This window comes from Paenibacillus graminis (genome assembly GCF_000758705.1).
GTDB lineage: Bacteria > Bacillota > Bacilli > Paenibacillales > Paenibacillaceae > Paenibacillus_AQ > Paenibacillus_AQ graminis.
Window position 1 is genome coordinate 3374263 of sequence record NZ_CP009287.1, and the last position, 26312, is coordinate 3400574.

The 26312-nt window shown below is 50.9% G+C and carries 25 protein-coding genes; 23 read left to right on the forward strand and 2 right to left on the reverse strand.

Features of this window, described 5'->3' with window-relative positions; all coding sequences use genetic code 11:
- From PGRAT_RS14030 to PGRAT_RS14045, 4 genes are all read left to right on the forward strand, one after another.
- Window positions 1–396 (forward strand): DnaJ family domain-containing protein, encoded by a 396-nt coding sequence (locus tag PGRAT_RS14030; RefSeq protein WP_025703207.1) that lies wholly within the window; start codon window positions 1–3, stop codon window positions 394–396.
- Between the two features lie 132 nt (window positions 397–528).
- Window positions 529–3024, forward strand: a complete 2496-nt coding sequence (gene hrpB / locus PGRAT_RS14035) for an ATP-dependent helicase HrpB (RefSeq protein WP_042266762.1) — start codon at window positions 529–531, stop codon at window positions 3022–3024.
- Between the two features lie 111 nt (window positions 3025–3135).
- Window positions 3136–3792: a general stress protein gene (locus tag PGRAT_RS14040; RefSeq protein WP_025705762.1), complete on the forward strand. Its 657-nt coding sequence runs from the start codon at window positions 3136–3138 to the stop codon at window positions 3790–3792.
- A 716-nt stretch (window positions 3793–4508) separates the two neighbouring features.
- Window positions 4509–4868 (forward strand): replication termination protein, encoded by a 360-nt coding sequence (locus PGRAT_RS14045; protein ID WP_020432045.1) that lies wholly within the window; start codon window positions 4509–4511, stop codon window positions 4866–4868.
- A gap of 2 nt (window positions 4869–4870) precedes the next feature.
- Here the strand turns inward: PGRAT_RS14045 and PGRAT_RS14050 are convergent, their stop codons facing one another.
- Entirely contained in the window at window positions 4871–5434 is a 564-nt protein-coding gene (locus PGRAT_RS14050; RefSeq protein ID WP_025705763.1) for a TraR/DksA C4-type zinc finger protein, read from the reverse strand.
- Window positions 5435–5619: 185 nt separating this feature from the next.
- On the opposite strand from PGRAT_RS14050, the gene PGRAT_RS14055 reads away from it, so the two are divergent.
- From PGRAT_RS14055 to PGRAT_RS14095, 9 genes are all read left to right on the forward strand, one after another.
- The gene (locus tag PGRAT_RS14055) at window positions 5620–6012 is read left to right on the forward strand and encodes a DivIVA domain-containing protein (protein ID WP_025705764.1); all 393 of its coding nucleotides are present in this window, start codon (window positions 5620–5622) and stop codon (window positions 6010–6012) included.
- 92 nt (window positions 6013–6104) lie between these two features.
- Window positions 6105–8840: a CHASE3 domain-containing protein gene (locus PGRAT_RS14060; RefSeq protein WP_052415715.1), complete on the forward strand. Its 2736-nt coding sequence runs from the start codon at window positions 6105–6107 to the stop codon at window positions 8838–8840.
- A gap of 195 nt (window positions 8841–9035) precedes the next feature.
- Window positions 9036–9905, forward strand: a complete 870-nt coding sequence (locus PGRAT_RS14065; RefSeq protein WP_025709184.1) for a PRD domain-containing protein — start codon at window positions 9036–9038, stop codon at window positions 9903–9905.
- A 55-nt stretch (window positions 9906–9960) separates the two neighbouring features.
- Window positions 9961–10473, forward strand: a complete 513-nt coding sequence (locus PGRAT_RS14070) for a PTS sugar transporter subunit IIA (protein WP_025709185.1) — start codon at window positions 9961–9963, stop codon at window positions 10471–10473.
- A 54-nt stretch (window positions 10474–10527) separates the two neighbouring features.
- Window positions 10528–11979 (forward strand): N-acetylglucosamine-specific PTS transporter subunit IIBC, encoded by a 1452-nt coding sequence (gene nagE, locus PGRAT_RS14075; protein ID WP_025709187.1) that lies wholly within the window; start codon window positions 10528–10530, stop codon window positions 11977–11979.
- A gap of 161 nt (window positions 11980–12140) precedes the next feature.
- Window positions 12141–12659 (forward strand): sigma-70 family RNA polymerase sigma factor, encoded by a 519-nt coding sequence (locus tag PGRAT_RS14080; RefSeq protein ID WP_025709188.1) that lies wholly within the window; start codon window positions 12141–12143, stop codon window positions 12657–12659.
- A gap of 67 nt (window positions 12660–12726) precedes the next feature.
- A complete protein-coding gene (locus tag PGRAT_RS14085) occupies window positions 12727–13845 on the forward strand; it encodes a hypothetical protein (RefSeq protein ID WP_042266767.1) in 1119 nt (372 codons plus the stop codon).
- Entirely contained in the window at window positions 13842–14834 is a 993-nt protein-coding gene (locus PGRAT_RS14090; protein WP_025703657.1) for an ABC transporter ATP-binding protein, read from the forward strand. The genes PGRAT_RS14085 and PGRAT_RS14090 overlap by 4 nt, the downstream gene beginning before the upstream one ends.
- The gene (locus PGRAT_RS14095) at window positions 14831–15712 is read left to right on the forward strand and encodes an ABC transporter permease (RefSeq protein ID WP_025703658.1); all 882 of its coding nucleotides are present in this window, start codon (window positions 14831–14833) and stop codon (window positions 15710–15712) included. Before PGRAT_RS14090 ends, PGRAT_RS14095 begins: the two co-directional genes overlap by 4 nt.
- A gap of 96 nt (window positions 15713–15808) precedes the next feature.
- Here PGRAT_RS14095 and PGRAT_RS14100 read toward each other — a convergent pair whose 3' ends face one another.
- Window positions 15809–16135: a catDE operon transcriptional regulator CatR gene (locus tag PGRAT_RS14100; RefSeq protein WP_025703659.1), complete on the reverse strand. Its 327-nt coding sequence runs from the start codon at window positions 16133–16135 to the stop codon at window positions 15809–15811.
- Between the two features lie 176 nt (window positions 16136–16311).
- Here PGRAT_RS14100 and PGRAT_RS14105 point away from each other — a divergent pair, with 176 nt between their 5' ends.
- The 10 genes from PGRAT_RS14105 (at window position 16312) to PGRAT_RS14150 (ending at window position 26293) form a co-directional block, all read left to right on the forward strand.
- A complete protein-coding gene (locus tag PGRAT_RS14105; protein ID WP_025703660.1) occupies window positions 16312–17094 on the forward strand; it encodes a GTP cyclohydrolase II in 783 nt (260 codons plus the stop codon).
- 56 nt (window positions 17095–17150) lie between these two features.
- Window positions 17151–18206, forward strand: coding sequence for an ABC transporter ATP-binding protein (locus PGRAT_RS14110; protein ID WP_025703661.1), 1056 nt, complete (start codon window positions 17151–17153; stop codon window positions 18204–18206).
- A 79-nt stretch (window positions 18207–18285) separates the two neighbouring features.
- Entirely contained in the window at window positions 18286–19080 is a 795-nt protein-coding gene (locus PGRAT_RS14115) for an ABC transporter permease (protein WP_042268077.1), read from the forward strand.
- A gap of 48 nt (window positions 19081–19128) precedes the next feature.
- Window positions 19129–19872 carry an ABC transporter permease gene (locus tag PGRAT_RS14120; RefSeq protein ID WP_174469057.1) on the forward strand — a complete coding sequence of 248 codons (744 nt, stop codon included), beginning with the start codon at window positions 19129–19131 and terminating at the stop codon, window positions 19870–19872.
- Window positions 19873–20145: 273 nt separating this feature from the next.
- On the forward strand, window positions 20146–20682 hold the full coding sequence (locus PGRAT_RS14125; RefSeq protein ID WP_025703662.1) for a hypothetical protein: 537 nt from the start codon (window positions 20146–20148) through the stop codon (window positions 20680–20682).
- A gap of 229 nt (window positions 20683–20911) precedes the next feature.
- Window positions 20912–21490 carry a TetR/AcrR family transcriptional regulator gene (locus PGRAT_RS14130; protein ID WP_337588154.1) on the forward strand — a complete coding sequence of 193 codons (579 nt, stop codon included), beginning with the start codon at window positions 20912–20914 and terminating at the stop codon, window positions 21488–21490.
- A gap of 59 nt (window positions 21491–21549) precedes the next feature.
- Complete coding sequence (locus PGRAT_RS14135) at window positions 21550–23004, forward strand: DHA2 family efflux MFS transporter permease subunit (protein WP_042268079.1); 1455 nt, start codon at window positions 21550–21552, stop codon at window positions 23002–23004.
- 199 nt (window positions 23005–23203) lie between these two features.
- Window positions 23204–23977, forward strand: a complete 774-nt coding sequence (locus tag PGRAT_RS14140; protein WP_025708041.1) for a stalk domain-containing protein — start codon at window positions 23204–23206, stop codon at window positions 23975–23977.
- A 170-nt stretch (window positions 23978–24147) separates the two neighbouring features.
- On the forward strand, window positions 24148–24762 hold the full coding sequence (locus PGRAT_RS14145) for a TetR/AcrR family transcriptional regulator (protein WP_025708042.1): 615 nt from the start codon (window positions 24148–24150) through the stop codon (window positions 24760–24762).
- A 34-nt stretch (window positions 24763–24796) separates the two neighbouring features.
- Entirely contained in the window at window positions 24797–26293 is a 1497-nt protein-coding gene (locus PGRAT_RS14150) for a DHA2 family efflux MFS transporter permease subunit (RefSeq protein ID WP_025708043.1), read from the forward strand.
- Window positions 26294–26312 lie beyond the last annotated feature (19 nt).

Below are 26312 nucleotides of genomic sequence, written 5' to 3' on the forward strand. Positions count from 1 at the left end.
ATGTCGATTTTATCCTGGCTGGCGGAACAGAGGATTCAGGAGGCTATGCGCAGCGGCGGTTTTGATAAGCTGCCGGGACATGGCAAACCGCTGGAGCTGGAGGATCTGTCCGGCGTGCCGGAAGATCTGCGGATGTCCTTCAAAATCATGAAGAACGCCGGCCTGCTCCCTGAAGAAGTCACGCTGCGCAAAGAATGTGTAACGCTGGAAAAAATGCTCGCGGCTTGCCACAGCAGCGGCACTGCCGCAGATGGTGAAAGAAGAGAGCTGGAATCCAGGCTTACGCTGAAAAAACTCCGTCTTCAGGAGCTTATGCGGCAGCGCGGATTCGAGAACAGCAGCGCATTCACCGACTATGGAGACCGGATTCAGTCACAGCTTACCCGTGAAGAATAATAAATGAAGAGAGCCGTCCGGACCCATAAGGGCAAGGTTGGCTCTCTATTTGTATGCGGGAAGCTTGATATTTAATAGGGTATCCCCCATCATAATAGAATACCGCATCATAACAAGTTATGGAGAGATTAGATGAAGCAGCTTCCGATTGCCCAGGTGCTCCCTGAGCTGAAAACCATATTGAATAGCTCTGCCGCCGCCGTTCTGATTGCCGAGCCGGGCGCCGGGAAAACGACAGGGACGCCTCCGGCATTTTTGGATGAGCCTTGGATGGCTGGCAAAACCATATTAATGCTGGAGCCCAGAAGGCTGGCCGCCCGCTCGGCCGCCAGTTACATGGCGTCCTTGCTGGGAGAACGTGCCGGGCAAACAGTAGGATACCGTATGCGCAATGATACGAAGGTTGGCCCGGATACACGGATCGTTGTTGTCACAGAAGGTGTGTTGACCCGGATGCTGCAAAGTGATCCGTCGCTTGGGGATGTAGGGCTTGTGATATTTGACGAGTTCCATGAACGCAGCCTTCACGCGGATCTCGGGCTGGCGTTGACACTGGAAGCGCAAGCTGTGCTGCGGGAGGATCTGCGGATTCTTATCATGTCGGCGACCCTCGACAGCGGACGGGTCTCGGCTATGCTCGGTGGAGCCCCTGTAGTGGACTGCCCAGGCCGGAACTTTCCGGTGGAAACGGTTTATCTGCCAGGCTCAGGAGACAGGCAGCTGGAGCATTCCGCTGCCGCAGCGGTCCGCCGCGCGCTTGCCGAGCAGCCGGGAGATGTGCTGGTTTTTCTGCCCGGCGAGCGTGAAATCCGGCGGACTGAGCGTGAACTGGAGAGCAGTGCTCTCCCTCCGGGCACGGTGCTTCGTCCGCTTTATGGGCAGCTGCCGCAGGCTCAGCAAGATGCCGCCGTGGCTCCCGCTATACCAGGCGAACGCAAGGTCGTGCTGGCTACTTCCATTGCCGAGACCAGTTTGACGATCGAAGGGGTACGGACTGTAATTGATACAGGGCTGCGGCGGACCCAGGTATTTTCGCCGCGGACAGGCATGCCCCGACTGGCGACGGTTCCGGTATCCAAGGCTTCCGCCGACCAGCGGCGGGGCCGCGCGGGACGCACTGCGCCTGGAGTATGTTACCGGCTGTGGAGCCCGGAGGAGCATGCCCGTCTTCCGGATGACACCGTCCCGGAAATCATGGAGACCGACCTGGCGCAGCTCGCCCTGGAGCTGGCGCTGTGGGGCGCGCCTGCCCCGGAGGCGCTGCTCTGGCTGGACACGCCGCCTGCCGCGCCCTACGCGCAGGGCTTGGCGCTGCTGCGCCAGCTCGGCGCGCTGGACGCCGGCGGCGCCATCACGCCGCACGGCCGCAGCATGGCCGCGCTGGGCGCGCACCCGCGCGTTGCGCATATGCTGCTGCGCGCGGCAGAGCTTGGAGCGGCGCCGCTCGCCTGCCGGCTGGCGGCGCTGCTCCAGGAGCGGGACCTGCTAAGGGGTCCCGCGGCCTTGGACAGCGACATCACGCTGCGCGTGGAGGCGCTGCTGAGGTACGAGCGCTCCGCTGCTGACAGCGGCGGAGCGGACCCGGCGGCTCTGCGCGCGGTGCAGCGCGAGAGCCGGAGCTTCCTGGCGCAGCTGCAGGCCGCGCCGGGTACGCTGCCGGACAACATCAGCCTCACCGGGCTGCTGTTGTCCTTCGCCTATCCCGACCGCATCGGGCAGAAACGCGGCGATGGCGCGTTTCTGCTCACCGGCGGCCGGGGGGCGGCCATGAGGGAAGGGCAGCCGCTGACGCGTTCGCCCTATATCGTGGCGGCCGGCATTGATGACCGCGCCGGCCAGAGCCGGATTATGCTTGCCGCAGAGCTGCCCGAAGCAGATCTGCTGAAGCATCACAAGGGCAGCCTGCAGGAACAGCGCGAAGTCTACTGGGACAAAGAGAGCGGAAGTGTGCAGGCGCGCCGGAGGACCCTGCTGGGCGCCTTGGTTGTAAAGGAAACTTCACATGAACGGCCTGCTGCGGAAGAGGCGGAAGAGGTGCTGCTTCGTGTCCTCTCGGAAGAAGGGCTGACCCTGCTGCCTTGGGACAAAGGAACCGTTCAGCTCCGGCAGCGGATGGAGTTCCTGCATCGTCTGCGGGCAGATTTCCCGGATGTGTCGGAGGAGGCGTTGCTGTCGTCCCTGCAGGAATGGCTTCAGCCGTTTATTCAGGGAATGCGCAATCTGCGCGATCTCCAGCGGGTGCCGGTGTCCAGAGCGCTGGAAGGATTGCTGGACTGGAACAGCCGGAAGCTTCTGGACAGGGAAGCGCCGACACATATTACGGTTCCCAGCGGTTCCCGGATTCCTGTGGATTACAGCAACCCGGCAGCCCCGGTGCTCGCAGTCAGGCTCCAGGAGATGTTTGGTCAAGTGGATACCCCCCGGATTGGGGGAGGCAAGGTTGCAGTCCTGCTGCATCTGCTATCACCGGCCAGAAGACCGGTGCAGGTGACGGCGGACCTGGCGAGTTTTTGGCGCAGTACGTATTTCGAAGTCAAAAAGGATCTGAAAGGCCGCTATCCCAAACATTATTGGCCGGATGATCCGCTCCAGGCAGCACCGACGAACCGGACCCGCCCTGCTAGATAAGGCTTATGGCCGCGATATCCCGGGATTCTGCAAAAAATGCTTGCAGTCTGTTTGGCAAACCTCCGATCGGGTAATAATGTAGCGAACGACAATTACGAAGGAGGGCTTCAAGTGGCAGACAAAATCGTAGGAGTTTTTGACACGGAACAAGAAGCGACCAGAGCAATTGAAGGGCTGCAGAGACAGGGTGTAAGCAATGATGAAATCTCTGTAATTACTCGTGACCGGGATGAACTCAAGAATATATCGGATGATACAGGAACGATGGCTCCAGAAGGAGTGGCAACCGGTGCGGCAACCGGAGGCGTAGTCGGCGGGATCGCCGGACTGCTTGCCGGAATCGGAGCATTGGCGATTCCGGGGATAGGTCCTATTCTGGCGGCAGGTCCTATAGTGGCAACGCTGACCGGGGCAGCAATCGGCGCAGGTGCGGGTGGACTCGTTGGCGGACTGATTGGACTGGGCATCCCTGAGGATGAAGCGAAAGAATATGAAGGATATGTGGACAGCGGTAAAATCCTTGTCCTGGTGGACGACAACGGCCGCGGCCGCGATATCCATAGTGTATTCCGGGGCAACCGCTCCCTGAATGCCAGCAGATACGACAGTGTGTATGGCGACGGTGCGTTAAATGATCCCCTTACGGACCGGGGCGCGACCAATCCTGGTGTAGTCAGAGATGACACCACAGTTGGCAATGCCATGGGCAACAGAGGGTCCATGAACGCAGACACTGACCCGGACCGTTACAACGGCAACCGGATGTAAGGAAAACGCGGCTTCATGGAAGCCGATAAGCTAACTGGACTCCGTATTCGTTAAAGAGACTGCATTTCGGGCAAAAACCTGAGATGCAGTCTTTTTTGGTGTTTAAGAATTTATGCAATGCCAAAAAATGTGGATATTTCGGAAGCATCAAATGATATAGGCGGGGCGGCAGGCCGTGGATTCAAGAGAAGAAGTTCACTTAAATATGCTCAAAAGGCGTTTCATAGAAGCTTTAGTGGGAATTCCCACTAATGGTAGCAGACAACGGGGGGAAGGAGAATTAAGTTTACTTTTTCCACTTTGGCCTGCGCCGCATCCTTTAATCCAGTCCAGGGAGCTCTGAGAAGTTGGAGTAAGACAGGTTCCTTCAGCGATGCTGAACGGCTAGAGCCCAGCAACCGCAGAGCCCGGCAAGCGCAGAGCCCGGCAACCACCAAAGCCAGCAACCGCAACGAACGCGTTTCTTACTGAATTTTTCCCAAATTTCAACATATGAAAAATTCACAAAAGAAAACCCCCAAACAAACCTGCTTCCCAACACCAGCGATTACATTCACTCCAATCCGGGTACTTATACCCTAATTAATGGTTTTTAAGGGGGGCTCTATCTTAAAAATTCTCATTGTGAAATCTGGAAAATAGAGTATATACTAGAGTTGTACAGGAAAGATAAGGAAACTAGCCGGAGAATGAAACATACCATCAGGAGGTGTCCCATGGCATTTATGATTGCCCAGCGGGCTTTTATTAAGGTATACCTGATTACAATGGTTGAGCAGCATAAAGGTTATGGCTATCAAATGCTGGAGGATTTGCGGAGAGATTTCAAAGCCCACGGCTATTCTCCCCCCCAGAGTGAAATTTACAGGGCGCTGCATGAGCTGGTTCAGCAGGGCATTCTATACCGCACCAAGCAGCTCAAAGGAAATGATCCCAAAGTGGATTTTCAGGAAATCGTCCTGTATCATTTCACAGCCGACGGGGAGGAAAAAGCCAGGCTATATAAAAAACAGGTCAAAACGGATCTTGACCGCTGCCTGGGAATACTTAATAAAGCCGTAGCGGATAATTTCTAGCATCAAATATCTTTTTTATCTGCATCCTGACCCGGGGGAGTCACTGGTGAGCTTGCACTTCCATAATCCTCCACAGAATCCCAGGCACCGGCGTCATCGAATCTGCCGCTGTGCTCCTGACGGTTACGTCCTGCTCCTGCCGGGGGAGCCGTCATTACTTCTTCTTCCACAGGCCGGTCACTGAAGGATTCGCGGGGCGGCACATGCTCTACAGCATAAGCAGTATAGGGAACCGCCTCCAGGCGCTCATAAGGAATCTCCTGGCTGCTTACTACACATATTCCGTAGGTACCGTCTTTCATCCGCTGCAAGGCGGCTTCAATGTCAGACAGTTCCTCGGAAAGGGACCTGTTAATCGCCAGATCCCGGCTTCGCTCGAAGGTTTCAGTGCCTGTGTCGGCAGGATGGTTGTCTGCGGAAGAAAGTTCACCGGTTGAGTTTCGGAGCGAGTCACCGAGCAGGCTGTTTTCTTCCCCGTTCTGTGAGAAATGCTGCTCCAGCTCCCTTTTGCGCTCCAGCAGGGATTTTTTTAGGGTGGCAAGCTGTTCATTGGAAAGATGGCTCATTGTATCTCTTCCTTTCTGAAATATATTTATGCTTCTGCCGTATTCTTTCCTTACCCTATTGTCGTCAGAAGCAATCAGAAGGAAGGGAGCAGAGGAAGTGGAACTTTAGTGATATTTTCAGGTGGCTTGCACCCTGCTATAATGGTTACTACCGGATGAACGATATATACTTGGAGGTCAATTTAATGGATGAACACATGAAACGCAGACTGGACAAGCAGAGAAAGCTGTTCAGCCAGCTAGGCATTACACTGGATGCACTAACAATACACGAGAAGGAATTTGGCATGAAGCTCCGCGGCTACGATGCCGAAGAGGTTGACACATTTCTGGATAGCGTAATTAAGGATTATGAGCGTTTTTACGCAACCATAGCTGATTTAATGGATAAATGGCAGGAACAGCAGATTGAGCTCCGTGAACTGAAGGAGAAAAGTATACAAGCTGAAGCCATTCCTGCACCAGCACCTATTATCAGGGGAATTGATCCCATGGATCTGGAGGATGTGATCCTGAAGCTGGAGGCCAATGTGCGGCAACTAAAAGACAGACTGCCCCGGAGTGAAAGCTACCTGTAATCATCCTAGTGAACAATCCACTTGTTATCTGTATTGCCAGCATTTACAATTGAAGGGCAACAGATACCGGATGCCGGATGGAGGTTGAACCATTGCTTAACAAGCAAGCCTGGAGCCTGAGAATCCGCAGTAAAATTGCGCTCGGATATGTCATGATCCTGCTTATGCTGGGCCTTTTTCTGCTTGTAGTGGCAGGCAGAATAACTGATCTGGAGAAAGAAACGGTTTTTTTGAGCGATCATGACATGAAGGTGCACGAGCTTACCTATCAAATCGAAAAAAATGTGCTGGATATGGAGACTGGTCAGCGCGGGTATGCGCTTACCGGTGACTCCAGCTATTTGGCCCCGTATGACACCGGAATTACAGAATGGAAGATTCATTATACGAGATTAAGCAGCCTGATCAAGGATAATCCCGACCAGTTGAAGAATCTGAGCAACATCCAGAGCAGTATTGAACAATGGATCGAATCCGCGGGACAATATATTGTGGATCTGAAACGGAATGGCCAGACTCAGGCAGTCAATGCTTTTTTCCATAATGACAGCGGCAAGGTTATTATTGATTCCATCCGTACACAGTTCGACTATTTCCGTGACAACGAACGGAAGCTTACCAGCGAGCGGATAGCCAACCTGAAAGCAAGCAATGACAAGCTTTTGATAACCATGTATATCCTCTGGGGACTGGTTGCACTGCTGGCCGCGCTTATTACTTATCTGATCTCAGCAAGCATCGTTAAACCGCTTCGGAGTGTAATTCAGGCGATCCGCACTATCGCCGGCGGAGGCAATATGTCCGAACGGATTTCAGTGAAGACCCTTGATGAAATCAATGATCTGGGGAATGCCACGAATGACCTGCTGGATACGGTGCAGCGGCAGCAGTGGGGCAGTGAGCAGCTGGCGTTAATGTCTGTTGCTCTACAGGAGACTACGGATCTGCCGTTGCTGTGCCGTACATTTATGAACAGGCTGTCTGTGATACTGGAGCTGCAGTATGGTGCTGTTTATGTACTGAACGGGAAAAAAGAGTATAAACGAATGTACTCCTATGCAGGTTCAGAGCAACAGGCGGTTGATTTCGGAAAGAATACGATTCGGCTGGGGGAAGGGCTCATTGGCCAATGTGCGGCCGATATGAGAGTGATTCGTATTGAAAATTTACCCGAAGATTACATAAGCATCAACTCCGGACTTGGAAGATCCGCACCCAAGTTTGCCGTAATTGCTCCTATCCTATTTGAGAACAGAACGCTGGCCGTTCTTGAAGCGGCTTCGCTTACCCAATGGGCACCGTATCATGTAGAGCTATTTAACGAATTGCTGAAAATGATGGGAGTCACCTTGAATTCTGTATTGACACGGATGGAAGTCCAGCAGCTGTATAGCGAATCCCAAACAATGAATGAAGAATTGCAGGTCCAATCCGAAGAACTTCAGGTGCAGTCTGAAGAACTGCAGGTACAGACTGAAGAACTGCAGAATCATACAAAGGAGCTGCTCACACTCAACCGGGAGCTGGAGCACCAGAAGTCAGTTGCAGAGAATGCAGCAGCTGAGTTGGAGAAAAGTAACGAGCAGCTGGAATTAAGCTCACGTTACAAATCTGAATTTTTAGCCAACATGTCTCATGAGCTGCGTACACCGCTTAACAGTATGTTGATTCTTTCGCAGCTGCTTACAGAGAACCGGAATGACAGCTTGACGGAAGAAGAACAGGGATATGCCGAAGTCATTCATTCGTCGGGCAGTGAATTGCTGGGGATGATCAATGATATTCTGGACCTGTCCAAAGTGGAAGCCGGGAAAATGACCGTTGAGCGGGACCCTGTCAATCTTACAGAGCTTCCCTCTATGCTGTATGGTTATTTCACCAAGACGGCGGAGCAGAAAAATATTGAGTTCAAGGTGACTCTGGAGAACAATGTTCCGGATATATTTTTTACAGACGAGATGCGTTTGCATCAAATTCTGCGGAACCTGCTATCCAATGCTTTTAAATTTACAGAAAAAGGTTTTGTCGAGGTCGTCATCAGCCGCCTTGAACCAACGTCCGCACCACAGCTTCCTGAGGCAGGTTCCGTTCTCTCCTTTGCTGTGAGGGATAGCGGAATCGGAATCGGGGAAACGAACCGGGAGGTTATCTTCGAGGCATTTCGCCAGGCTGACGGCTCAACGGCGCGTAAATTCGGCGGTACGGGACTGGGATTGTCCATATCGCTGCAACTGGCCCGGCTGCTTGGGGGCACCATCTCTTTGGATAGTAAAGAGGGGGAAGGCAGCACGTTTACGCTGTTTATTCCATGCCGTGAGGAAGAAGACGGATATGAATCCGTTTTTCCTGGGGTATGGACTCTGCAGGCTGCTGCTGCCGCTGAGCGGGAGGATAAGCAGCCGAATGGTGCTGAGGGAGCGGACACTGTCTTGTTTGATAAGGAGTATTCGAATTTGCACGGTAAAACGGTGCTGATCGTGGATGACGATGTGCGCAACATCTATGCACTTGAAAAAGGGCTGGAGCCTTATGATATGAATATTCTGACAGCCCAATCAGGCTTCGAATGCCTGCAGATGGTCAGAGAGCAGCCTGATGTGGATATCGTTCTGCTGGATATTATGATGCCAAATCTGGACGGTTACGACACTCTGTCGATTATTCGTGAGGAGCTGATGCTGCCGGAGCTGCCCATTATCGCCATTTCAGCCAAAACAATGAAAGAAGACCGGGAGAAATGTCTGGCTGCCGGAGCTTCGGATTTTATCAGCAAGCCTGTAATCATTCAGGATGTGGTGACCCGGATGTGCCGCCTGATGGGGGCATGAGTGAAACTTGACTTTTTCAAAAACCCATTGACGGAAATATAGGTATGATTTATGATTATCTTATAAATGATCATTTATATGCAATCGGCGTGTTACCTTTAAGGGCATGAGCCAAGAATTGACTTCATTCATTTGAGTCTTTCTTGGCTCTTTTTTATGCGAAAAATTGGATATTGGGTGGAAAGGAGGGAGAACTTGGCCAAGGAAAACGAGCAGTTTGAGGTACTGCGGGTAATTGGAAACAACGTGGTGATGGTTCAAGGGGGAAGAAAGGGCAAGGAATATGTGATTATCGGCAAGGGTATCGGGTTTGCGGTCAAAGATTCGGGATTCATTGATGCAAATGACCAGCGGATTGAGAAATTGTTCCGGCTGGAGGATCGTGACGAATGGAGTCAATACCAGATTTTGCTCGAAGATATTGATCCCAAAGTTATGAAGATTACAGACGATATTATTGCGGATATTGCTCATGAATTTTCCGGCAAGTTGAACGACAAAATCTATTTGGCGCTCCCCAGCCATATTCAGTTCACCATTTACCGTCTGCGGGGCGGCATGGATATTGTCAACCCGTTCCTTCAGGAGACTAAAATGTCATTTCCGAAGGAATATGAGATCGCTTACAGGGCAGCGGAGAAAATCAGTGCGGAATTCAATGTTCAGATTCCTGAAGATGAAGTGGGTTTTCTGACCTATCACGTGTATTCTGCTGTCAGCAATGTGCCGGTAGGCCAGCTCGTCAAAGCCTCGAATATTGTCAGCGAGCTGCTGGATATGATCCGCGAGGAACGCAATTTAACCTTTGCTTACGGGAGTATGAACCACATCCGGCTGATGATCCATCTGAGATTTTCCATTGAGCGGATTCTGCAGGGGTCACTTATCGACAATCCGTTCGTGAAACATATTCAGAAAGAATACAAAGAAGAATACAAGCTGGCCCAAAAACTGGGCAATGTCATGCGGAATTCGCTGGGCACAGAGGTTCCGGAAGAAGAAATCTGCTTCCTCGCCATGCATTTGCGCCGTTTGTTTCAGACTTTGGACCAGCAGCGGATGTAGCATTTGGTTATAACACTAACTAAACCACAAACAGAAACAGTAAGGAGAGAAACTCATGTTTTCCAAATGGAAGTCCAAAAAAGAAGCACAACCGTCAAAGATACCAGTGCTGGAGATTCCGGCACCGGTCAGCGGGCAAGCCGTTTCCTTAACAGGAGTGCCGGATGAAATGTTCTCAGGCGGGCATATGGGGCAGGGAATTGCCATAGAACCAAGTGAGGGGAAATTAATCGCCCCTTTTGACGGGAAAGTCGCCCATGTAGTCAAATCCAATCATGCTGTAATCATAGAGCATTCTTCCGGACTCCAGCTGCTGCTGCATATCGGAATTGACACTGTAAGCTTGAAAGGCAGCGGATTTATCAGCCATGTCGCCAGCGGAGATGAAGTGAAAGCTGGACAGACGCTGATTGAGTTCGATATCGCATCGATTCGGGCAGCTGGTTATCAGACTGTTATACCGGTCATAGTGACCAGCAATGGGGAAACGATTCCTGAGGTGGCTTGCCACTATGGCCAAGTAACCGCCGGCACAAACATTATTCTTACCGTGGCATCCAGGCAATAAATCATACAGCATCATCGACGGCATAGCCAAATACGATAATAGGGGATGATTGGAATGTTGGCTTTTCTGCAAAAATTGGGCAAGTCACTGATGCTTCCGGTAGCTACACTGCCGGCGGCGGCCATTCTGCAAGGGTTGGCACTGATTAATTATGAAAAGGATTTCCACTTAGGGGCGGCCGGCCGGTTCATCAACAGCTACATTGCACCTTTTCTGAATGCAGGCGCCGGAGCCATCTTTGGCAATCTGGCATTGATTTTTGCCATCGGGGTTGCTATCGGATTTGCCGGTGATGCGGTTGCGGCGCTGTCCGCTCTGATTGCTTACCAGATTCTCGACAGTATCCTCAAGGTCATTCCTGCACAAATGCCTTTCATTGGCGATGATGTCAAGCTGAACATGGGTGTTCTTGGGGGGATCTTTGCGGGAGCGTGGGCAGCCTTCCTCTATAAGAAATACCATAATATAAAAATGCCGGATTGGCTGGGCTTTTTCGCCGGTAAACGTTTTGTTCCGATCATTACAGCGGTAACTACTATAGTATTGTCTGTTCTGGTTGGAATGATCTGGAGTCCGATTCAAGATGTGATTAGTGATTTCGGTACCTGGGTGGTTGGGCTTGGCGGTGTCGGTGCATTTATTTTCGGGACAGCGAACCGTCTGCTCATTCCTTTTGGCCTCCATCATGTTATCAACGCCATTGCCTGGTTCCAAATCGGTGATTTCACCAACGCTGCCGGAGAAGTGGTGCATGGGGATTTGTGGCGTTTCTTCGCTGGAGATAAATCGGCCGGAATGTTCATGACAGGTTTCTTCCCGATTATGATGTTTGCAATGCCGGGAGCGGCGCTTGCATTTATTCATACGGCTAAACCGGAAAAACGCAAAATGGTCGCATCTATCTTCATTGGTTCCGCGATTGCGTCCTTCCTGACCGGGATTACAGAACCGCTCGAATTCTCCTTTATGTTTATTGCCCCTGTACTATATCTGGTTCATGCTCTGCTCACCGGTTTCGCCGGGTTCCTGATGTATGTACTTGATGTAAAGCTGGGTTTCGGATTCTCTGCAGGACTAATCGATTACCTGCTGAATATGAAGCTGTCTACGAATGCATGGGTTCTGATTCCTGTGGGTCTTGGATTCTTTGTTCTCTACTATGTGCTGTTCCGGTTTATTATTACCAAGTTCAACCTGAAAACACCGGGGCGTGAGGATGACACCGAAGACGAAGTGCTGGAAGCCGATGTGAGCGGGGCAAAAATTTCCGCATCCTCCAGAGCGGCCAAAATACTGGAAAATGTCGGCGGCCCGGCGAACATCCGCAACATCGATGCCTGCATTACACGCCTGCGGCTGATCGTCAACGACGAGAAGGCTGTCAAGGATGCTGCGCTGAAGCAATTGGGAGCATCCGGTGTTATGAGACTGGGGCAGGGCGCGGTGCAGATTGTATTCGGGCCACAATCAGAACAGATCAAGGACGATATCAAAAAACTTCTGTAAATAAATTCCCCAAAAGCGGTTCCTTTCTAATAGAGGAGCTGCTTTTTTGTGTTGAATAGGCAGAAAACAGAAATGTTATGATAATTATACGGTATTCTGATACAAAATCGCTTTGGCGTCCGTCTTACTTATAGCTGCAGCTAATAAGGAGGATTTACACAATGGAAATTCCGGAATCTGAAATGTTTCGAACTGTATTTTATGAACACTATCCGGTAGTGCGGCGCAAGCTGGCAGCCCTGGTCCGTGATGAGGCGGCAGCAGACGATTTAGCCCAGGATGTGTTTCTCAGACTATACCGCAACCCGCCGGATGACCCTAACGCGCTTGGCGCTTGGCTTCATAGAGTGTTGACCCGGATCGGATATGATTATTTAACCCAAAAAGCCAGGGAGCGGCGTCTCCAGGATAAGCAGGAGCTGCTGTTCAGCGCAGAGTCAGGCCCCCCTTCCGGAGAAGAGGCTGTACTCAGCAAGCTGGATCAGGAGGATGTACGGACTTGGCTGGATGGCCTCCCCGAAAGGGACAGACAAGCGCTGCTGCTGCGCTACTCGGGCTATAGCTACACAGAAATTGCCAGCCAGCTCGGGGTAAACTCGCCGGTTATCGGAACACTGCTTAACCGGGCCACCCATAAGCTGAAGCAGCAGGCGATGAATTCATACCCTCAGACAGATTAATCGTGTATCCAAGTGTATTAAAATCATCGATTTTAATTTTAGCAAAACTTTTAGGAGGAACCATCAAATGACCAATCCTTTGAAATATGATTCCGATCAACATCTAACGGATGAAGCCTGGGCGAATCTGCAAACCAAGCTTGCCGATGAGCCTGTGAATCCGGTATGGGCAAAATGGGGGCAGGATGCCAAGAATGTGAACAGAATAGAAGACAGTGCGGCAACCATAGCGGACGGAAATTATATGGGAAATGCGGCGCAGCCTTCAGCCAGTCCTGCAGGAGTTACCGCCGCTCAGGAGAAAACCAAGGGCCGGACGACCCGCCGGACTGGAATGACCCGCCGCCGGAAATGGGCAACTGCTGCGGCAGGGGTAGCCGTTTTTGCGGCCATACTCGCGACACCTGTAGGCAACACGGCCATGGCGGCCATATTGAGCCAATTCCGGATGCAGGAAGTAATGGTCGTCAATGAAGATGATCTGCGGAGTTTGTTCTATCAGGCCAGCGGGGAAGACAATGTTAATGATGCTGTTAACAAATTTGGTTCATTTAGCTATTCCTACGGTCCGCTAAATGGAATGGTGCCAGTGAATGAATTGAAGGATAAATTGGGCTATGCTCTGACCGGTGAAGCTTTTAACAGCATTAAATCGGTGTTTGTAAACTCCTCACAGCAAATTACACTGACGCTCAAGGTGGATGAGGTGAATAAGGCGCTAAAGCGTCTGGGGGCGACCCGGCTGCTGCCAGAATCCGTTGACGGCAAGCCAGTCACACTGTCGATTCCCGAGTCTGTAAGCTATGATTTTTCTACGGATGATCATTGGTCGAATCTGATGCAGATGAATACGCCTGTGGTGAATGTCGATCCTTCTATCAATGTGGAAGAAGCTGTGCAGGCTATCCTTGACTTCCCCCTTCTCCCGGATGAACTGAAATCCAGTCTGCAGCAGAGCAGCATTCTGGCCGGAGACCTGCCCATGCCTGTGATCAAAGGGAATCATTCCGAGGAAATTACAGTAAACGGGACACGGGTGATCATGGAAGCCATTGAATATGGGGATGGGCCTAACTATAAAGCAACCTGGGTGAAAAATGGGCAACTGTTCGACTTTTCCGGCGGAACACTGTATCAGGATAAAGAGAAATTCATGAAGCAGCTTCAGGAGTTGATCACGCAATGAATGTACCCGCAATTGAAGCCCAATTACTGACCAAAGAATACAAGAGCGGACGCGGCTGCCGGGATGTATCTATAACTGTTGAGAAAGGGGAAGCCTTTGGCTTCCTCGGTCCCAACGGCGCCGGTAAAAGCACCTTTGTCAAAATGCTGGCGGGTTTAATTCGTCCAACCAGCGGGAGTGCTGCTTTGTTTGGACATCCGATTAGAACTATTGCAGCGAAGAGCAAGATCGGCTATCTTCCGGAGCTGTATAGGTACCAGGAATGGCTGACCGGCGAAGAGGTAGTGAGGCTCCATGCCCGCTTATGCGGTATCGGTAAGTCTGAAGCAGACATCAGAATACCGGAACTTCTGAAAGAGGTAGGGATAGGACAACGGGGACGTGACCGGGTCAAGCATTATTCCAAGGGGATGCAGCAGAGGTTGGGTCTGGCCTGTGCATTGGTAAATGATCCTGAGCTTGTTTTTCTGGATGAGCCTTCATCGGCACTTGACCCTATCGGCCGTATGGAAGTGAGGAGCATTCTGGAAAAGCTAAAGCAGCGGGGCATCACTATTTTTCTCAACTCCCACCTGCTTGAGGATGTTGAGGTGCTGTGCGACCGGATGGCGCTGCTGAATAACGGCGAGATCCTGCGGCACGGCAAAGTTACAGAAATTTTAAATAAGCGAACTAGCTGGCATTTTAAAGTGGGCGGCTATTCGCCTTTTTTGCTGTCCTGGCTGATGGAGCATACGGGACTGCAGATCAGACAAGCTGTAGAAGATGCGGATCACGCAGAAGGCGCCATCGTTATACCTTCGACCGTTGAAGGCAGCACGGTGTGGCTGGAGGCTGAAGTTGAAAGTGAAGAGCAAGTGGGCTGGCTGAATACACTAATTATCGAGCAAGGCATGACCTTATATGAAGTTGCCCGTAAAAAAGAACGGCTGGAAGAATGGTTTCTGGATGCTGTATCCGGACTCAGCCATAGGGGGGAGCAGGATTGAGAATCATACTCGGAATGACCTGGAAGGAACTGCTGCGTAAGAAAGTGATGCTCATGACTCTGATCATGACTGCCGTATTTCTGCTCGCGTTCTGGTTTGTTGCGGCTACCGTGGGAAGCAGCGAGTCTGGAGGGGTATCCAGTATCGTAAATGGGGGGAACCTGATCAATAGTTTTTCGACCGGAGCTTTCATTGTATCCATGGGGTTTTTCTTCGGAGCTTTTGTCATTGCCTTCCTGGCAATTTTCAGTTCGTTCTCTTCCATTGCGGGGGAAGCGGAACAGGGGGTTATGCAAGCTTTACTGCCTCGTCCGCTGCCGCGCTGGAAATGGTATCTGGGCCGGTGGCTTGGGTATGTCACCTTAGGGATACTATATGCCCTGATTCTGTTTACCGCGATTCTGCTGATAGCAGATGCCCATGCTTCCATCCCGCGGGATGGCGCTGCACTTGTAAAAGCATTTCTGCTCTTCGCCTCCGTCGTACCCCTGCTGATCAGCTTATCCATGCTGGGTTCAGGTTTGTTCTCGGCAGTGGGCAACGGTGTCTTCATGACCATGCTCTACGGAGCGGGCTGGCTCGGGGGAATGATCGACAAGCTGAGCGGTTCGCTTGGTTTGAAGGAAGATGCGTTGCATACGCTGCATAATCTCACAGGGATCATGTCCCTTCTTATGCCGGCGGATGGCTTGCAGCGGAAAATGACAGCAGAGTTGTTCAGTCTGGAGGAGATGAACGGCATGGTCAGTATGGATCTCAGCTTTTTCTCACTCGACATAAGCTCCGTTCCTTCGAATTCATTTATAATCTATGCCGTTCTGTATGCGGTTGTGGTGTCCGCAATCGGACTGCTGCGGTTTCAGCGCAAGGATTTGTAGCGCGTGCTGCCATTATTAATAGATACAGCAAAATAGCGCCCTGTTGGATTCCGTTTATGGAACCAGCAGGGCGCTATTTTGCTTGCAGGCCGGACGTCACTTGCTTGCGCCGGTCTCGATCCAATCTGTTGACCAGTTGCCAATCTCACCAAGAATAGGCGCCAGGGCATTTCCTTTGCTGGTCAATGAGTACTCAATCCGTACTGGCATTTCAGGATACACCGTGCGCTCGATGATGCCTTCGTTCTCCATTTCCTTCAAGCGGTCGGACAGCACTTTGCCGCTTAGATTGGAGAGGCAGCTCTCAATTTCACCAAAACGGCGGGGACCCTTCATCAGAACAAATACGATTAGCGCAACCCAACGTTTACTGAGCATATCAACCGCTTTTTCAAAGCGTGGACACATTTCGAAATCATCCATAAAGATCACCCCGCATTCATTATATCATAAACTTACAATAAGTAATTATAAATATTTAAATATATATTATAACTTGACGAAGTTATATTACAATGATAAACTTACTTACAAATAGTTACTTGACGTAAAAATAGTGAATACTAAAATTTTCAGAATTCGGTTAGGACGGTGCACTGATGATCAAACCAGATATCTTATCTATATTACAGAATAAAATCAAACGGATTACCATGGACGATTCCACTAATATACTCGTAGGGCCCATTACACTGCCTGTGAACCTGGACGGGGAGACGGTTACCTTCAAGTGGTACAGCTGGCTGAAAGCCACCGATGTGGAATTGCAGGGCGGAGACAGCAAAGAAGCAACGGAATTGCTGATTTCCCGGCTATCTTCGATGAATCTGGCTGAAGGGCAGCAATCGAGCGTGCTGGTCTACGGAGATTTTGAAGATTCGGATGAAGCGCTGATCCGGATGCACAGCATTTGTCATACCGGAGACATTTTTGGCAGCAAACGCTGCGATTGCGGCTTCCAGCTCCGCCAGTCGATGAAGATGATCGCACAGCACGGATCGGGTGCGCTGTTCTATCTGGCCAACCATGAAGGAAGAGGCATTGGGCTATTCAGCAAGGCAATGGCATACATTCTTCAGGAAGAAGGGTATGATACTGTGGAAGCCAATCTGGAGCTGGGCTTTGCCGATGATTCCAGAGATTACAGAGATGCGATCAGCGTCCTGCAGCATCTGCGCAGCAAGCCGGTGACTCTGATTACGAATAATCCGAAGAAGATGGAAGCCCTGAAGGCAGCCGGAATGAATACAGGCAAGAGAGTACCTTTATGGGGCGACGTTTCCGTTTTCAATGAAAAGTACTTACGGACGAAAGTGACCCGTTCCGGCCATCTGGAGGCAGTACCGGACGCTGATTTTTTTGAGGGACGAGTAGCCAAATAATTCAGAGATGATATAATGGGATACTGAACCCAATACTTAGCTTAGCGAGGTACAATATGAATGCGATTCAAGTGCAGGACTTGCGCAAAACCTTCAAAGTCCAAAAAAACCGCGAGGGCCTCAAAGGGGCCTTCGCTGATTTGTTTAAACGGCAATATTCCGAGGTCATGGCTGTAAAGGATATTTCCTTCAGCATTCCCCAAGGTGAGATTTGCGGCTATATCGGGGAGAATGGTGCGGGTAAATCGACGACGATCAAGATGCTCACAGGTATTCTTGTTCCGACTTCCGGTACCCTCTCTGTCGGTGGTTATGTACCGTATGAGGAACGGGAGAAATTTGTGCGGAATATCGGTGTCGTGTTCGGTCAGCGCAGCCAGCTCTGGTGGGATATCGGGGTCATAGAATCCTTCCAGCTTCTGCGCAAAGTATACCGGGTGCCGGAGCAGGAGTTCAAGAAACGGCTGGACGAGCTGGTGGAGCGGCTGGAACTGCAGGATCTGCTGAACCGCCCGGTCCGCAAGCTTAGTCTTGGACAGCGGATGCGGTGTGAGCTGGTAGCCGCACTTTTGCATAATCCGTCCATCCTGTTCCTGGATGAACCTACGATCGGACTAGACATAGTCGTGAAATCAGAAATCCGCCAGTTCCTTAAGGATATGAACCGCGAACATGGAACGACTATTTTGCTGACCACCCATGATCTGCAGGATATTGAAGCGCTCTGTTCACGGGTAATTATGCTTGACGACGGGCGCATTATTTATGATGGCGGTCTGGAAGATCTGAAGCAGCGCTGGGGAACCGGCCGCGAGGTGCAGTTCCAATTTGGAACAGCCACGAAGCTGGAGCAGCTTATCCGGTGGACGGAAGGAATGCCGGTTACCTGGTCCTCAGAGAATGATCTGGGAGCCAAGGTATGGATTCCGCTGGAGCTGAATGTTTCCGATGTGCTTGGACGGGTCGTGGGTCAGGCAGACATTACCGATATCAAAATCATTGAAACCAATACGGATGATATTGTCCGCAGCATTTATCAATCAGGTTCGGCCGAGAAACCGGAAGATAAGATTCTTGCTTTGCAGGATGAGAAAGAGGTCATCCATGTCTGAACAGCTAAAGGCTGCTGCAGCCACATCTTCCGCCGGAGGTTCTTCCGCAGGCAGTCCGCAGGAGAACGGTTGGAGGCTGCTGCTCGGTGCTTATTTCGATTTTATCCGCATCCGCTTTTTGACCATGCTGGCTTACCGTGTTAACTATTATTCCGGCATTCTGATCTATACACTCAATATAGGCGTAAATTATTTCACATGGAGAGCCATCTACGGCGAAGGTGAGTCCCTGGGCGGTTTTACAGGTGCGCAGATGACGACATATGTTGCGGTATCCTGGATGGCACGCGCCTTCTATTTCAACAACCTGGACCGGGAGATTTCTACAGATATAAGAGATGGCAGCATCGCCATCCAGTTCATTAGGCCCTATAACTATGTACTGGTCAAAATGATGCAGGGACTGGGCGAAGGCCTCTTCCGCTTCATGATGCTGATGATCCCGGGCATGGTGATTGCCATTCTGCTGTTTCCGGTGCAATTGCCGACAGATTTGTCAGCATGGGCAGGTTTTCTTGTCATGCTCTTCTTCAGCTTCCTGATCAGTTCACAGATTAATATCATTACGGGCTTATCGGCGTTTTTCGTTGAGAATAATGAGGGCATGATGCGCATGAAGCGTGTTGTGGTTGACCTGTTCTCCGGCCTGATCGTGCCGATCAGCCTGTTCCCGGGCTGGCTGTCCTCAGTCCTCGAAGTTCTGCCCTTTCAAGCCATCACCTACCTGCCCGGCTCTGTATTTACGGGACGGGTGCAGGGAGTGGGCATTTGGAATGTGCTGGGTATCCAGATCATCTGGTTCGCGGTGCTGCTGATTCCGATTGTCTGGCTATACCACGCGGCGCGTCAGCGGCTGTTCGTGCAGGGAGGGTGAGCAAAGTTGTATTATTTGGGCTTATTATTTGAATACCTGAAGAACTATATGAAGACACGTCTGACGTACCGTGCCGATTTTTGGGTGGAGGTGGTGTCGGATTTGCTGTTTCAAGCAACCAACTTCATCTTTATTCTGGTCATTTTTATGCACACTGAAAGTCTTGGCGGGTGGAGCCAGAACGAGGTTGTGTTTGTATACGGCTTCTTCATGGTGCCTTTCGGCGTCTTCAGCTGCTTCGTGAACATGTGGGGCTTCAGCGAGCGGTATATCGTCAAAGGTGAAATGGACCGCATCCTGACCCGTCCGGCGCATAACCTGTTCCAGATTTTCCTCGAAAATGTGGACCCCCCGGCATTGGTCGGCTCCGTGATCGGACTGGTCATCATGGCGATCAGCGGCAGCAATCTGGGATTGCCTTTTGAATGGTGGACCATACCGATGATTATTGTTCTGACACTCAGCGCGGTTGCGATTTATACGGGGATTTATACGACTTTAACTTCATTGTCGTTTTACTCAGATGCACCAACCGGCATTCTGCCCCTGATGTATAACATTCAGACCTACGGCCGTTATCCGGTCACGATCTATAACCGGGCGATTCAGGTCCTGCTTACTTGGATTATTCCGTTTGCTTTTGTCGGGATATATCCGGCGGCATTGTTTCTGCACCGGGAGGAGATGCAGGGTATGGCACTGCTGACTCCGGTGATAGGAGCACTTTTCCTGGGGATTGGACTGCTGTCCTGGAATTACGGTGTCAAGAGATATAAGGGGGCCGGTTCATAAGGCTGGCTTCGCTTTATACGCAAGCAAGGCAGATTGGCGGAATCAGCGCCAGTCTGCCTTTTCTTTTATTATATAAGAAATCAATCATGCCTTCTCTTCGTTGTGAAAACCAGTCTGTTGCCCAAAATGAAATCACACTATGAGACGGTTGCGGAACATGCGCTGAAGCTGTCAGCAGCAAGTGCAAGATGCATCGTAACCTCTGAATGATGTAACCGCTGGCGTAGCATGCTATGCTAGAGCTTATATTACCATTAAGCAGGAGGCCAAGAGATGAAACGAGATATTCAGAACGTGCCTTACGGCTACGAGCCGCCGGCCGCCGAACGCAAGGGAACCCTTGTATTTTATGATTCGTTTGAGCATATCACTGATCTGGAGCTGGAACAGGCTGCCCATACGGCAACGGAACGGAAGTTCACCAAGCTGGTGCTGTATCCGCTGCATGAAGAAACGGTAAGACGGATGAGCAAGGAGCCGGTGTCTGCTTTTTACAAGCGGGAGGACCGTCTGCATGAATGGAAAAGAGATCAGGCCCGCCCGTTCATTACCGTGGAGAGCCTCGAAGGGAAGCGGAAGAAGTATACACCGCTGGACTCTGCGCTCCGCCATATCAGCGAAGTATATCCTTCGCCATATTTTCTCTATCTGACTCCTGAGACAGCCAACCAGTTTGCTTCGTATGCTTCTTTTGAGGAGTGGATTGTCAAGCTGAGGCTGATTCTGTCAGAGGCGCCTGCATTCGTGCACCCGCGTCTGGAGAAATTCCGGCACCGCTGGGATATTGCCGGGGAAGAGAAAAGCGAGTAGGCAGCAGGAGGGGATTGCAGATATTTTTTTCATATGGGCTTGTGTAATGTCAGTTGTATAAGCTTCAATGATCAGTCTGCAGCCGGGAGAAGCACTGGTTAGGGAGGAAGAAACCACCGCAGCGCAGCAATTGAAATCCTAGAGGTTCAAATTTGAATTAATAAATATTGACAGTTCACCATGATCCATGGTTTTATTATGTAGACCGATTGTTATAAAAGCAAAGGAAGTGTCGAGCTTGTCAAACAAGCCCAATGCGCGTGAAGCGATTGTCGATACCGCTTCAAGACTATTTTTCACACAAGGCTATCATGCTACAGGTCTAAGTCAGATTATCAAGGACAGCGACTCACCTAAGGGATCTCTGTATTATTACTTCCCCCATGGCAAAGAGGAGCTGGCATTAACTTGCATCCATAAGACTAGCGAGATCGTGGTAAGACAGCTGAAGCAATACGTGGAGAAGGATGTAGCCGTAGAGCAGGCGGTTCAGGATTTCATTCTGCAGATGGTCAGGGATGCGGAGGAGTCTGACTACAAAGGAATGGTGCCGTTTAGTTTCTGGGTAGCCGTAGAGACTTCGTGTATCAGCGAGGAACTGAGAAAGGCATGTCAGGCTGTATTCAAGGATTGGCAGGATGTCATTCTGCAGCGGCTGCTGGAAGAAGGAACTGACGCTGAACTCGCAGCCGATAAGGCATCCGTTGTCGTTTCGTTATTTGAAGGCGCGCTGCTTCAGACCTTGACCTGCCGGAGCACCGGTCCGCTGCTTGCCGCTGCCAGGATGATTCCCGGATTGCTCGGTTAAGCAAGAAAAAAGATAGAGAAAAATATTTTATCAGGAGGATTTATAGAGTGGGAGCCGCCATGACTGGAAAGAAACAAACCGAAGAAAGACAGTTCAAAACGATACCGATTCTTGTCTCCTTGCTGCTCGCCGGATTTATCGGCATGTTCAGTGAGACAGCGCTCAATGTGGCCTTAAGCGATCTGATGAAGGTCCTTGAAATTACACCTACAACAGCACAGTGGCTGACCACAGCTTACCTGCTCACCCTCGGTATTCTCGTACCGATATCCGGGCTGCTCCTGCAGTGGTTCTCAACGAGACAGTTGTTCATTGCAGCCCTTAGCTTTTCAATTCTGGGGACCTTCCTGGCTGCGATGTCGCCAAGTTTCGAGTTCCTGCTTACAGCCCGTGTGGTTCAGGCGCTCGGAACTGCACTGCTTCTGCCGCTGATGTTCAATACGATTCTGGTCATTATTCCCCCTGAAAAAAGAGGGGCGGCGATGGGGCTTATCGGCCTCGTCATCATGGTTGCTCCAGCGGTTGGACCGACTATTGCCGGTCTTTTGATCGAGAACCTGAGCTGGCACTGGATCTTCTGGCTGTCACTGCCGTTTCTGGTGATTGCCCTGATCTTCGGCATCCTGTTCATGCAGAATGTAAGCGAAGTGACCAAGCCCAAGATTGACCTGCTGTCGATTCTGCTGTCTTCCTTAGGTTTTGGCGGGATCGTATTCGGGTTCAGCAGTGCGGGGGAAGCCGAAGGTTGGGGAAGCCCGAAAGTCATTATTGCGATTGCCATCGGTGTAGTCGCGCTTTTGTTATTCGGTGTCCGCCAGGTGAAGATGAAGCAGCCGATGATCAACCTGCGCGCTTTTAAATTCCCGATGTTCGCCGTCGGGGTAGCGATGGTCTTCATCTGTATGATGGTCATTCTGTCCTCGATGCTCATCCTTCCGATGTATCTGCAGCAAGGACAAGGCTATAGCGCATTCAAAGCAGGACTGCTGCTGCTGCCGGGCGGTATTATTAACGGACTGATGTCACCGATTATGGGCCGTCTGTTCGATAAGTATGGACCGAAATGGCTGGTCATTCCGGGTCTGATCATCGTGGCTGTGTCGCTATGGTTCTTCTCAGGCATTACCGCTGCATCCACGATTGCTTTTGTCATCGTGCTGCACAGCACACTTATGATCGGTGTATCGATGATCTTCATGCCGGCACAGACAAACGGAATCAACCAATTGCCGATGGAGCTCTACCCGGATGGAACAGCGATCATGAACACGCTGCAGCAGGTTGCGGGTGCAATCGGCACCGCGCTTGCCGTCAGCATCATGACAGCAGGTAGCAAAAACTACATGAAAACTGTGGCCGATCCAACTGATCCTGCCAATCTGCTTCCTGCGTTCACTGAAGGGGTACAGAACGCATTCATCTTCGGAATGGGCGTAGCCATTATTGGCCTGATTCTGGCCTTCTTCATCAAACGTGTAATTGTGCAGCATAAAGCGCAAGCTCAGATGCACTAACAAAAGGGACGATTCCCCAGCCGCTGGAGCGGCAGGGCGGAATCGTCCCTTTTGGTAATAGACAGAGGCTTAAGAAATTATTCTTCCCTTAAAAGCAGGAGTGTTATAAAATCAAAGCAAATGGGTAATGTTTAATGTAAGGTCTGTTTGCTGCAGCTGGAATGCCTAGTCAATCAAATACAGGAGAGGTGGAATCGATGTGAAGATTAAGATCGCAACCGTAATCCTCAGTATTCTGTTATTGGCAACCGGGTTAGGGCTACTGCCGCCACAGCGCGCACAAGCCGCGGAGAATATCAAGGTAATTCTGAACGGCCAGCTGCTGCAGCTGGATGAATCAGCGGCCTACAAAAGCGCAGCGAACGTTATGATTCCGCTGCGGGAAGCAGCCGAAGCCCTCAAATATACAACAACGTATCAGGGGAGCACCGGACAAATTCAGCTGACACGAATTAAAGATACCATTGACTTCAAGCTTAGCGGGAATGAGGTCTTGCTTAACGGTAAAGATAAAGTTGTATTGAATGACAAAATAGAAGTCAGACAGAAGCGCATTTTTGTTCCGCTATCCTTTTTTAATGCGATAGGGCTTATTGCCTCCTATGATCCGGGCACCGGACAAGCCGAGATCTATGCTCCCGAGGTAACGGCAGGCGCAGTAACCGGGCTGCTTGCAGCAGGCAAATATCAGGAGCTTCAGGAACGCTACTTGAGCAATACTGCGTCCCAGCAGGCATTCCTTCCGCTCATCCAGAAGACCTGGGAGTCTGTTGCGGTTCCCGCTGGAAATTACTTTGGAATGAAAACTACGGAAAGCCACCGGGTTCAGGATGGAATGACTATCCAGAGTGTACTGATCTTTGCGAAGTCCGAGGCCACACTGACATTGACCGTGGACACAACAGGAAAAATTACCGGGTTGACCTTGACACCCATTGCTGCGAGTGAGGCTGCAGCCAGTCCGGTCAAATAATACAACAGGCAGGAAGGCTCTCGTCCTTTGCGATAAGGACGAGAGCCTTTCTTTTTTTTCTGAAAATCTATTGACAGGAACGCATTTTGGGCGTAAATTTAGTTCTTGTTAAACGGCGTTTAAGACGTTGATTAGACAAGACATCAGGAAAGGGGGATAATGCCGGATTTATGACCAGAGATCACAACATTGCAGCCCATACAGAAAAGGATACGAAACAGACCATCCTTGAAGCAACCGTGGATCTGATTCGCAATGAGGGGTTCAGCTGTGCCACAATGCGTAATATAGCCGCCAAAGCAGAGACGAATCTCGCCCTTGTCAACTATCATTACGGCTCCAAGGAGAAACTGCTGGCAGATGCGGTAAAGATGCTGCTCTCTACCTTTGATGATGCCTTTAATGTGCTGGAGGACGACACCTTGCCGCCAAGGGAGCGGCTCAAGGGATTTTTTGTCCGTTATATAGAAGAACTCAAGCGGTATCCCGGAATGGCGAGACAAATGCTTGACCAGAGACATCTTATTATGAGTTCCCTGGATGAATACGCGCGGTATTGCAAAATGATGCGGCTTGAAAAGATTTTGCAGGCGATTCAGGAGATTACCGGTGAGCAGGACAAAAACAAGCTGATGATGATGCAGCTTCAGATATATGGTGCAATCGTTGTTCCTGTGATTATGCTCTCCAGCCTGCCTGAGGACAAATCAGATTTCATCCCGGTATTTAATCCTCCTGCCATTGAGGAGCAGATCGACGGGTTGTTTGAACGTTATTTTCAATAATACTAACCAAATAAAGAAATGAGTGGAGAAAAGAATGACAAATACAACGAATGCGAAAGGCGTTCCTGCCGAGCAGCCCTTCTCACTGAAGGCTATACTGCCGCCATTGCTGGCCATTATCGTAGGGATGATTATGGTTATCCTCGACGGAACCGTAGTTAATGTAGCCGTGCCCAAGCTGGTAGAATATTTCAATACTGACCTCAAAACCGTACAATGGGCCATTACCGGTTATACCCTTGCCCTGGCAGCTGTAATCCCGCTTGCCGGGTATATGACGGACCGGTTCGGTTCGAAGCAGGTATTCGTTTCAACAGTTGCTATGTTCGTACTCGGCTCCATGCTGTGCTCAATCGCGCAAACTTCTAGCCAGCTGGTACTCTTCCGTGTCATTCAGGGCCTGGGCGGCGGGATGGTTGCCCCAATCGGGATGGCAATGGTCTTCAGACTGGCTCCTCCGGAACGCAGAGGGTCGATCATGGGGCTGCTGGGTATTCCCATGCTGCTTGCTCCTGCACTCGGACCGGTTTTGTCCGGCTGGCTGGTGGAATATGTGAGCTGGCACTGGATCTTCCTGATCAACGTGCCAATCGGAATCGTAGGAATTATTCTGGGCATTAAATATCTGCCGAAGACTGAAATTAAAGGGAGAGCCCATCTCGATATTCTGGGCATTATTCTGGCTCCGGTAGCCTTCTCCATGCTTGCTTACGGTGTGAATCAGGGCGGCGGTGAAAGCTGGTCCTCAACGGGTGCCATTCTAGGGTTGTCTGTGGGCGGTGTGGCGCTGGTGTTGTTTATCATTGTAGAGCTGCTTCATAAGCATCCGCTGCTTGAGCTTCGCGTATTCCGTTCATCCGATTTCACCAGGGGGATTATTCTGAGCTGGGTAACCCAGGCTGCACTCTTCGGCTCCATGCTCTTCGTGCCGCTGTATCTGCAGCAGATCCGCAATTATACTCCGCTGGAAACCGGCCTGATCCTGCTGCCGCAGGCGCTGGCTTCCGGAATCGGCATGCCGCTGGGCGGCCGCCTGTTTGACAAAATCGGTGCGCGTCCGCTGGTATTTGTCGGTCTGAGTATAATTTCAACCGCACTTTTCATGCTTTCGAATGTGACTGTGGATACCGGCCTGCCATTTATTATGTCTTGCCTGGCAATGATGGGCCTTGGCATGGGTCTGTCGATGATGCCGGTCAACACCCATGTGCTGAACTCGGCGCCGCGTGAATGGGTGAACCGGGTTACACCGCTCACCGCCGCTGCCCAGCAAGTTGTGGTTTCCTTTGCAGTGGCCGGTATGACCGGTTATCTGACCAGTCAGATAGCTGTTCATATGGGTAAAATGGCCGCAGGCGCGAATCCGCTCTCTGCCATGGTCCTTGGATTTAATGATGTGTTCTTCTTCTCCGGCTGCATCGCTGTAGCAGGTGTGGTCATCAGCCTGATTCTGCGCCGGCCGAAGACAGCCGGTGCTGCGCCTTCCCCGGAAGAGCAGCAGACCGACGCTGCTATGATGATGGGGCATTAATCTTAAACGAATGTTGTAA